The sequence below is a fragment of the Streptomyces glaucescens genome (assembly GCF_002154375.1).
GTDB classification, from domain to species: Bacteria; Actinomycetota; Actinomycetes; order Streptomycetales; family Streptomycetaceae; genus Streptomyces; species Streptomyces glaucescens.
Window position 1 is genome coordinate 1 of sequence record NZ_MUND01000291.1, and the last position, 8,192, is coordinate 8,192.

General features: G+C 72.4%; 5 protein-coding genes. 2 read left to right on the forward strand and 3 right to left on the reverse strand.

Annotation, left to right across the window (positions count from 1 at the left end; all coding sequences use genetic code 11):
* The 3 genes from CCN42_RS19760 to CCN42_RS19770 form a co-directional block, all read right to left on the reverse strand.
* Positions 1–676: biotin/lipoyl-containing protein (locus CCN42_RS19760; RefSeq protein WP_339384346.1), on the reverse strand; the 676-nt coding region annotated here is incomplete at its 3' end.
* Between the two features lie 63 nt (positions 677–739).
* Positions 740–2,128 carry a dihydrolipoyl dehydrogenase gene (gene lpdA, locus CCN42_RS19765; protein ID WP_086737451.1) on the reverse strand — a complete coding sequence of 463 codons (1,389 nt, stop codon included), beginning with the start codon at positions 2,126–2,128 and terminating at the stop codon, positions 740–742.
* A 373-nt stretch (positions 2,129–2,501) separates the two neighbouring features.
* Entirely contained in the window at positions 2,502–4,037 is a 1,536-nt protein-coding gene (locus tag CCN42_RS19770) for a leucyl aminopeptidase (protein ID WP_086737453.1), read from the reverse strand.
* A gap of 360 nt (positions 4,038–4,397) precedes the next feature.
* On the opposite strand from CCN42_RS19770, the gene CCN42_RS19775 reads away from it, so the two are divergent.
* Positions 4,398–6,419, forward strand: coding sequence for a hypothetical protein (locus CCN42_RS19775; RefSeq protein ID WP_245877378.1), 2,022 nt, complete (start codon positions 4,398–4,400; stop codon positions 6,417–6,419).
* A 145-nt stretch (positions 6,420–6,564) separates the two neighbouring features.
* The gene (gene pelF, locus CCN42_RS19780; protein ID WP_245877379.1) at positions 6,565–8,073 is read left to right on the forward strand and encodes a GT4 family glycosyltransferase PelF; all 1,509 of its coding nucleotides are present in this window, start codon (positions 6,565–6,567) and stop codon (positions 8,071–8,073) included.
* Positions 8,074–8,192 lie beyond the last annotated feature (119 nt).

An 8,192-nucleotide genomic window follows, 5' to 3' on the forward strand; every position in this document is an offset into this window, starting at 1 on the left:
CGGCCGCCGGAGCCCCGGCGGCCGGAGCGGCACCCGGGGCGCCGATGACGGCCAGCTTGGCGCCGACCTCCGCGGTCTCGTCCTCGCCGACCACGATCTCCAGCAGCACGCCGGAGGCGGGCGCCGGGATCTCGGTGTCGACCTTGTCCGTGGAGACCTCGAGCAGCGGCTCGTCGGCCTCGACGGAGTCGCCGACCGACTTCAGCCAGCGGGTGACGGTGCCCTCGGTGACGGACTCGCCGAGCGCGGGCAGGACGACGTCCGTGCCCTCGGCGGAACCGCCGCCGGCCGCGGCCTCGGCGGTCGGGGCCGGGGCGGGGGCGGCCTGCTCGGTGGACGGCTGAGCGGCCGGGGCCGGCTCGGGGGCCGGCGGAGCGACCTCCTCGGCGGCCGGAGCCTGCTCGGCGGCCGGAGCCTGCTCGGCGGCGGGCGCGCCCGTGCCGTCGTCGATGATCGCCAGCTCGGCGCCGACCTCGACGGTCTCGTCCTCGGCGACCTTGATGGAGGCCAGGACACCGGCGGCCGGGGCGGGGATCTCGGTGTCGACCTTGTCGGTGGAGACCTCGAGCAGCGGCTCGTCGGCCTCGACACGCTCACCCTCGGCCTTCAGCCAGCGGGTGACGGTGCCCTCGGTGACGCTCTCGCCGAGCGCCGGAAGGGTTACGGAAACCGGCATGGTTTCTGTTGCTCCTTACGAATTGCGGAAGTCTGTGTCGTCGCGCCCAGTGACCGAGGGAGGTCAGTCGTGGGAGTGCAGCGGCTTGCCGGCCAGGGCCAGGTGGGCCTCGCCGAGCGCCTCGTTCTGCGTCGGGTGGGCGTGGATGAGCTGGGCCACCTCGGCCGGCAGCGCCTCCCAGTTGTAGATCAGCTGGGCCTCGCCGACCTGCTCGCCCATCCGGTCGCCGACCATGTGGACGCCGACCACGGCACCGTCCTTGACCTGGACGAGCTTGATCTCGCCCGCGGTCTTCAGGATCTTGCTCTTGCCGTTGCCCGCCAGGTTGTACTTCAGGGCGACGACCTTGTCCGCGCCGTAGATCTCCTTGGCCTTGGCCTCGGTGATGCCGACGGAGGCGACCTCCGGGTGGCAGTACGTCACCCGCGGGACACCGTCGTAGTCGATCGGGACGGTCTTCAGACCGGCCAGCCGCTCCGCCACCAGGATGCCCTCGGCGAAGCCGACGTGCGCGAGCTGGAGGGTGGGGACCAGGTCGCCGACCGCGGAGATGGTCGGGACGTTGGTCCGCATGTACTCGTCGACGAGGACGTAACCGCGGTCCATGGCGACCCCGGCCTCCTCGTAGCCCAGGCCCTGCGAGACCGGGCCGCGGCCGACGGCCACCAGCAGGACCTCGGCCTCGAACTCCTTGCCGTCGGCCAGGGTGACCTTGACACCGTCCTGGGTGTACTCGGCCTTCTGGAAGAAGGTGCCCAGGTTGAACTTGATGCCGCGCTTGCGGAAGGCGCGCTCCAGGAGCTTGGAGCTGTTCTCGTCCTCGACCGGGACGAGGTGCTTCATGCCCTCGATGATCGTGACGTCCGAGCCGAAGGACTTCCACGCGGAGGCGAACTCGACGCCGATGACACCGCCGCCCAGGATGATCGCGGACTTCGGCACGCGGTCCAGGACGAGGGCGTGGTCCGAGGAGATGATCCGGTTGCCGTCGATCTCCAGGCCCGGCAGCGACTTCGGCACGGAGCCGGTCGCCAGCAGCACGTGGCGGCCCTGGACACGCTGGCCGTTCACGTCGACGGAGGTGGGCGAGGACAGCCGGCCCTCACCCTCGATGTAGGTGACCTTGCGGGAGGCGACCAGACCCTGCAGGCCCTTGTACAGGCCCGAGATGACCTCGTCCTTGTACTTGTGGACCGCCGGGACGTCGATGCCCTCGAAGGTGGCCTTGACGCCGAACTGCGCGCTCTCGCGGGCCTGGTCGGCGATCTCGCCCGCGTGGAGCAGGGCCTTGGTGGGGATGCAGCCCCGGTGCAGGCAGGTACCGCCGACCTTGTCCTTCTCGATCAGGGCGACGTCCAGGCCCAGCTGCGCCCCGCGCAGGGCCGCGGCGTAACCACCGCTACCACCGCCGAGGATCACTAGGTCGAAAACGGTGCTGGCGTCGTTCGCCACGTCACGTCCTCCATGCATGTGCGCCACGCCGGTCTCCAGTGACCGGTCGGCGGCTGGTGTCCGGCCGCTCGTTCTTCGGCCCTTAGGTGGGGGCCCTGTCCTGCCGAGCCCCATCTTCGCACTAGTCGGACCTTGACGAGACGCGGGGCCGGGGTGTGAGACGTAGCACGTTCACTCGTGACGCCGGGGAGGCGGATGCCGTTGGGGCGCGGGGCGGTGTCCGGTCCGCGGCTCCGCCGCATGGGGGCGATCAGCGCGAGGGCGTCCGCAGTGCCTCAGGGGCGCGGGGGACCGCGCGATCAGCCCCCACGCCCCTGAAGCCTCCCTGGAGCGGACGCACCCCGCTCAGTGCACCCCGCTCAGCGGGCGAACGTCACCCGAGATCACCCGCGGCCGTCAGCTCGGCCAGCCGCACCAGCGTCCGCACACCCGACCCGGTACCGCCCTTGGGCGTGTACCCGAACGGCCCGCCCTCGTTGAACGCGGGACCCGCGATGTCCAGGTGCGCCCAGGTGATCCCCTCGCCGACGAACTCGCGCAGGAACAGACCGGCGACCAGGCCGCCGCCCATCCGCTCGCCCATGTTGGCGATGTCGGCGACGGGCGAGTCCATGCCCTTGCGCAGGTGCTCCGGCAGCGGCATCGGCCAGGACGCCTCGCCGACCTCCTCCGCGGCCTCCACGATCGCCGAGCGGAACGCGTCGTCGTTGGCCATCACACCGAAGGTGCGGTTGCCCAGCGCCAGCACCATCGCGCCGGTCAGCGTCGCCACGTCCACGATCGCGTCCGGCTTCTCCTCGGACGCGGCCCACAGCGCGTCACCGAGCACCAGCCGGCCCTCGGCGTCGGTGTTCAGCACCTCCACCGTCTTGCCGCTGTACATGCGCAGCACGTCACCGGGGCGGACGGCGGAACCGGACGGCATGTTCTCGGCCAGCGCCAGCCAGCCGGTGACGTTGACCTCCAGGCCGAGCCGCGCGGCGGCGACCACGGCGGCGAAGACCGCCGCCGCACCGCTCATGTCGCACTTCATCGTCTCGTTGTGCCCGGCAGGCTTCAGCGAGATGCCGCCCGAGTCGTAGGTGATGCCCTTGCCGACGAAGGCGAGGTGCTTCTTCGCCTTGGAGTGCTTGTACGTCAGCTTCACCAGACGCGGCGCGGACGCGGAGCCGCCGCCGACGCCGAGGATGCCGCCGTAGCCGCCCTTGGCGAGCGCCTTCTCGTCGAGCACCTGCACCTTGATGCCGTGCTCCTTGCCCGCGGCCTGCGCGACCGCGGCGAACGCCTCGGGGTCGAGGTCGTTCGGCGGGGTGTTGATCAGGTCGCGGGCGCGGTTCAGCTCCTCGGCGACCGCGGTGGCGCGCTCGACGGCCGCCTTGTGCGCCTTGTCGCGGGGCTTGCCGCCCAGGATCGCCGCCTCGCCCAGCGGGCCCCGGCCGTTCTTGTCCTTGGCGTCCTTGCCGTTGTCCTTGTAGACGTCGAAGGCGTACGCGCCGAGCAGCGCGCCCTCGGCGATCGCCCCGATCGCGGCGGCGTCCGCGACGGGCAGGGCGAAGGCGGCCTTCTTCGAGCCGGCCAGGGCGCGCGCGGCCGCGCCGGCGGCGCGGCGCAGCGCCTCGGCGTCGTACTCGCCGTCCTTGTCCGGCTGCGCGCCCAGGCCCACCGCCAGCAGGAGCGGCGACTTGAAGCCGGCCGGCGCGGGCAGCTTGGTCACCTCGCCCTCGGCCCCGGAGGCGCCGAGGGTCTCCAGCAGGCCGGCGAGCCTGCCGTCGTAGGCCTTGTCCACGGCCTCGGCGCCCGGCGCGACGGCGAGCCCTTTTCCGCCCTTCGGGCTCTTGGCGACACCGATCACGATCGCGTCGGCCCGCAGGCCGGCCGCCGCGGCGGTGCTGAGAGTGAGAGCAGTCACGGTGGTGATTTCTCGCTTCCGATGTGAAGTTGCTGGCCGAACAGGGTGGGTCGGCCGGGCCCGACAGCCGACCCTAGATCCGGCCCTTGGAGGTGGTCTCAACGGGGTCCGCGTCACGGGGGCGCGTACCTGGGACGAGAGTACGCGCGCGGGTTCGTTCGCTCACGCCTGCGGGTGTTCACCTGTGAGTGGCGTCGTGGCCATTTCCTGATCCTCGCACTTCATGAGCTGGGTCACACTCGTCGGGTTCCGGTGAGTCCCGCGCTCGCCGCTTTGCATGATTTCCACACGATCCTCCGTGCGTGGTTCACCAGGGCCCGTGGGGGATCTTCTGGGGGGAGGACCACCATGGCGCCACGCATGCGCAGACGCAGCCAGTCCGCCGCCGTGTCGGCGGCCGCCGCACTGATGACGCTCGGGCTGGGGGTGCCCGGGGCATCGGCGGCGCCCGTGCCGCGGATCGATCTGCGGGTGCTGGTGGTGGACAACGGGGACAGCTCCGTCGACGCCATCACCGCCCAGCTCAGGAGCACCGGCATCCCGTACACCAGGCTCGACCTGAACGACCCGGGCCGCCCCGCGGTCACCGCCGCGTTCCTCAGCGACACGGTGAACGGCACGCCCCGGGCCAAGTACCAGGGCGTGGTGCTGCCCCACGAGGCCCCGTTCGGCGCGGACTCCGCCGAGCGGACCGCGCTGGAGACGTACGAGCGGACCTACGGCATCCCGCAGGTCGACGCCTACACCTGGGCGCACCCCGAGGTCGGCCTCGACTACACCAGCGAGGGCGGCTGGGCCGGTGCCCTCGACGGACGCGAGGCGACCGTCACCCCGGCCGGCAAGGCGGGCTGGTTCGGCTATCTCGACGGCCCCCTCACCTTCGAGGACAACGCCCCCGCCGTCCAGGAGAGCCACGGCTACGTCGCCCGCCCCCGGGAGGGCTTCACCAGCTACGTCGACATCCCCGTGCCCGGCGGCACCGGCCGCGGCAGCCTGGTCGGCGAGTACGCCCACGACGGGCGCCGCGAGCTGGTGGTCACGTTCGCCTACAACCAGCACCAGCGGCACTTCCGGGCGCTGGCCCGCGGCATCGTCGAATGGCTGACCCAGGGCGTGCACCTCGGCCGGGCCCGCCACCACCTCGCCGTCCACGTCGACGACGTCCTCGCCCCCGACGCGCGCTGGGACACCGAGCGCAACTGCACCCCGGGCGACATCGACTGCGCGGGCGGCGGCGAGGACACCACCGCGCCGATCCGCATGACCGCCGCCGACGCGGCCTACGCCGCCCAGTGGCAGCGCGAGCGCGGCTTCACCCTCGACATGGTCTACAACGCCGGTTCCGGTGAGGAGTGGAAGGCCGAGCACGGGGGCACCGACCCGCTCACCGACCGGCTGCTCGCCGACAAGGCGCAGTACCGCTGGATCAACCACACCTACACCCACCCCTTCCTCGGCTGCGTGCAGGACACCTCCACCGTGCCCTGGAGCTGTGCGAAGAACGCCGACGGCAGCACCCGCTGGATGAGCCGCGCCGAGATCGCCGCGCAGATCCGCGACAACCACGACTGGGGCCTCCTCAAGGGCCTGCCGCTCGACCGCACCGAACTGGTCACCGGCGAGCACTCCGGCCTGAAGACCCTGCCGCAGCAGCCCCAGGACAACCCCGGCCTGGCCGGCGCCCTCGCCGACACCGGCGTGAGGTGGATCGCCTCCGACAACTCCCGCGAGCCGCAGCAGCGCCCGGTGGGCGGCGCGGTGACCGTGCCCCGGCATCCGATGAACGTGTACTACAACGCCGGCACCGAGGCCGAGATGACCGACGAGTACAACTGGATCTACACCTCGAAGGCCGACGGCGGCAGCGGCGTCTGTGAGAACAACCCCGCCTCGACCTGCCTCGACGAGCCGCTGGACACCACCACCGGCTACGACACCCACATCGCCCCCCAGGAGGCCCGCACCGCCCTCGGCCACGTCCTCGGCAACGACCCGCGCCCGCACTACGCGCACCAGTCCAACCTCGCCGAGGACCGCATCCTCTACCCGGTGCTGGACCGGGTCCTCGCCGACTACCGGGCCCTGTTCGCCGACAACACCCCGCTGGAGAACCCGCGGCACAGCGCCATCGGCACCGAACTGAAGCGCCGCGCCGCCTGGCAGACGGCCCTCGACCAGGGCAGGGTCACCGCCTACCGCATCGGCAACACCGTGACGGTCCAGGCCCCGTCCGGCACCCGGATCCCCCTGACGGCGCCCGAGGGCACGAGGGAACAGCACCTCCTGGGCACGACCGCCTTCGGCACCCCGTACGCGAGGTCACGCTCGGCATGGACCACACCGGACGCACTGCGGTCCACGGTCACGTTGAAGCTGCCGTAACCGCAACGCCTTCAGGGGCGCGGGGCCGTACTGCCACGCGGCCCCGCCGCGGGGGCGCGACCAGCCACGGCGATCCCGCGGCCGGGACCCGGGGCCGCGGTTCCCCGCACACGATCCGCACAACAGGGGGGAAGGACGCGCAGCGATGCACGTCACCATGCTCACCGAAGGCACCTACCCGCACGTCCACGGCGGCGTCAGCACCTGGTGCGACCAGCTCGTCCGGGGCATGCCGGAGGTCGGCTTCCACATCGTCTCGCTCACCGGCAGCGGCCGCGAACCCGTGACCTGGGAGCTGCCGCCCAACGTGCACCGGCACACCTCGGTGCCGACCTGGGGCCCGCGTCCGGGACGCGGACGAGCCCCCTACGGCAGGGCCCGCCGCCGCTTCGTCGACGCCTACGAGCGGCTGCTGCTGTCGTTCCTCGACCCGGAGGCGCCCTGCGACTTCGGCGAGGCGCTGACCGAGCTGGCCGTCCTCGCCCGCGACGGCCGCCTCTCGGCGGCGCTGCGCACCGAGACGGCGCTGCGCTCGCTGATGTGGATCTGGACGATGCCGCATCTGCCGACCGCGGCCGCCCGCCCCACCGTGCACGACGCGCTGACCGCCACCGACCTGCTGGAACACGCCCTGCGCCCGCTGGGCACCCGGATATCCGGGACTTCCGTCGCGCACGCGGTCAGCAGCGGTCTCGCCACCCTGCCCGCGCTCGCCGCCCGCCACCTGGACGGCGTGCCGTTCCTCCTCACCGAGCACGGCATCTATCTGCGCGAGCGCTACCTCGGTCACCGCCGCGAGGCGCAGCGCTGGCCGGTGAAGGCGTTCATGCTGGGCTTCTACCGGGAGCTGAACTCCCACGGCTACCGCTCGGCCGACCTGATCACCCCGTGCAACCGGTACAACCGCCGCTGGGAGGAGCGCGGCGGCGCCGACCCGGCCAGGATCCGCACCGTCTACAACGGTGTCGACCCGGCCGCCTTCCCGCACGCCGGGCCCGAACCCGGCACCCCCACCCTCACCTGGTGCGGCCGGGTCGACCCCATCAAGGACCTGGAGACCCTGATCCGCGCCTACGCCCTGGTCCGCGCCGAGCTCCCGGAGACCAGGCTGCGTCTGTTCGGACCCGTTCCGCCCGGCGGCGAGGCGTACCGGACGCGACTGGAGAAGCTCGCCGCCGAACTCGGCGTCACCGACGGGCTCACCTTCGAGGGCCGCGTCACCGAGGTCTGGCGCGCCTACGCCGCCGGACACGTCGTCATGCTCTCGTCCGTCTCCGAGGGCTTCCCGTTCTCCATCATCGAGGCCATGTCCTGCGGCCGTACGACCGTGTCGACCGACGTCGGCGGGGTGCGCGAGGCGGTCGGCGACACGGGGCTCGTGGTGCCGCCGCGCGAGCCGGAGAAGATGGCCGCCGCCGCGCTCACCCTGCTCCACGACCACGAACGGCGCCGCAGGCTGGGCGAGTCGGGCCGCCAGCGGGTCATCGACCGGTTCACCCTGCGCCGCTCGGTGGACAACTTCCGCACGATCTACCACGAACTGGCGGGCGCCCCCGAGGTGTACGAGCCGACGGTCGAGACGGTCACCGACTGGACCCTGGAACTGCGCGACCCCTGGTACGCGTCCGTCGCGACGGACGGTCCCGGCTGGTGAGCGGCAACGTCTGGCTGCCCCCGGGCGCCCGCCCCGACAGCCTGCCCGTGATCCCCCGCCAGCGCACCACCCCCGGCTGGGCGCACCCCGACCCGATCGACGAACTCGCCGAGCGGCTG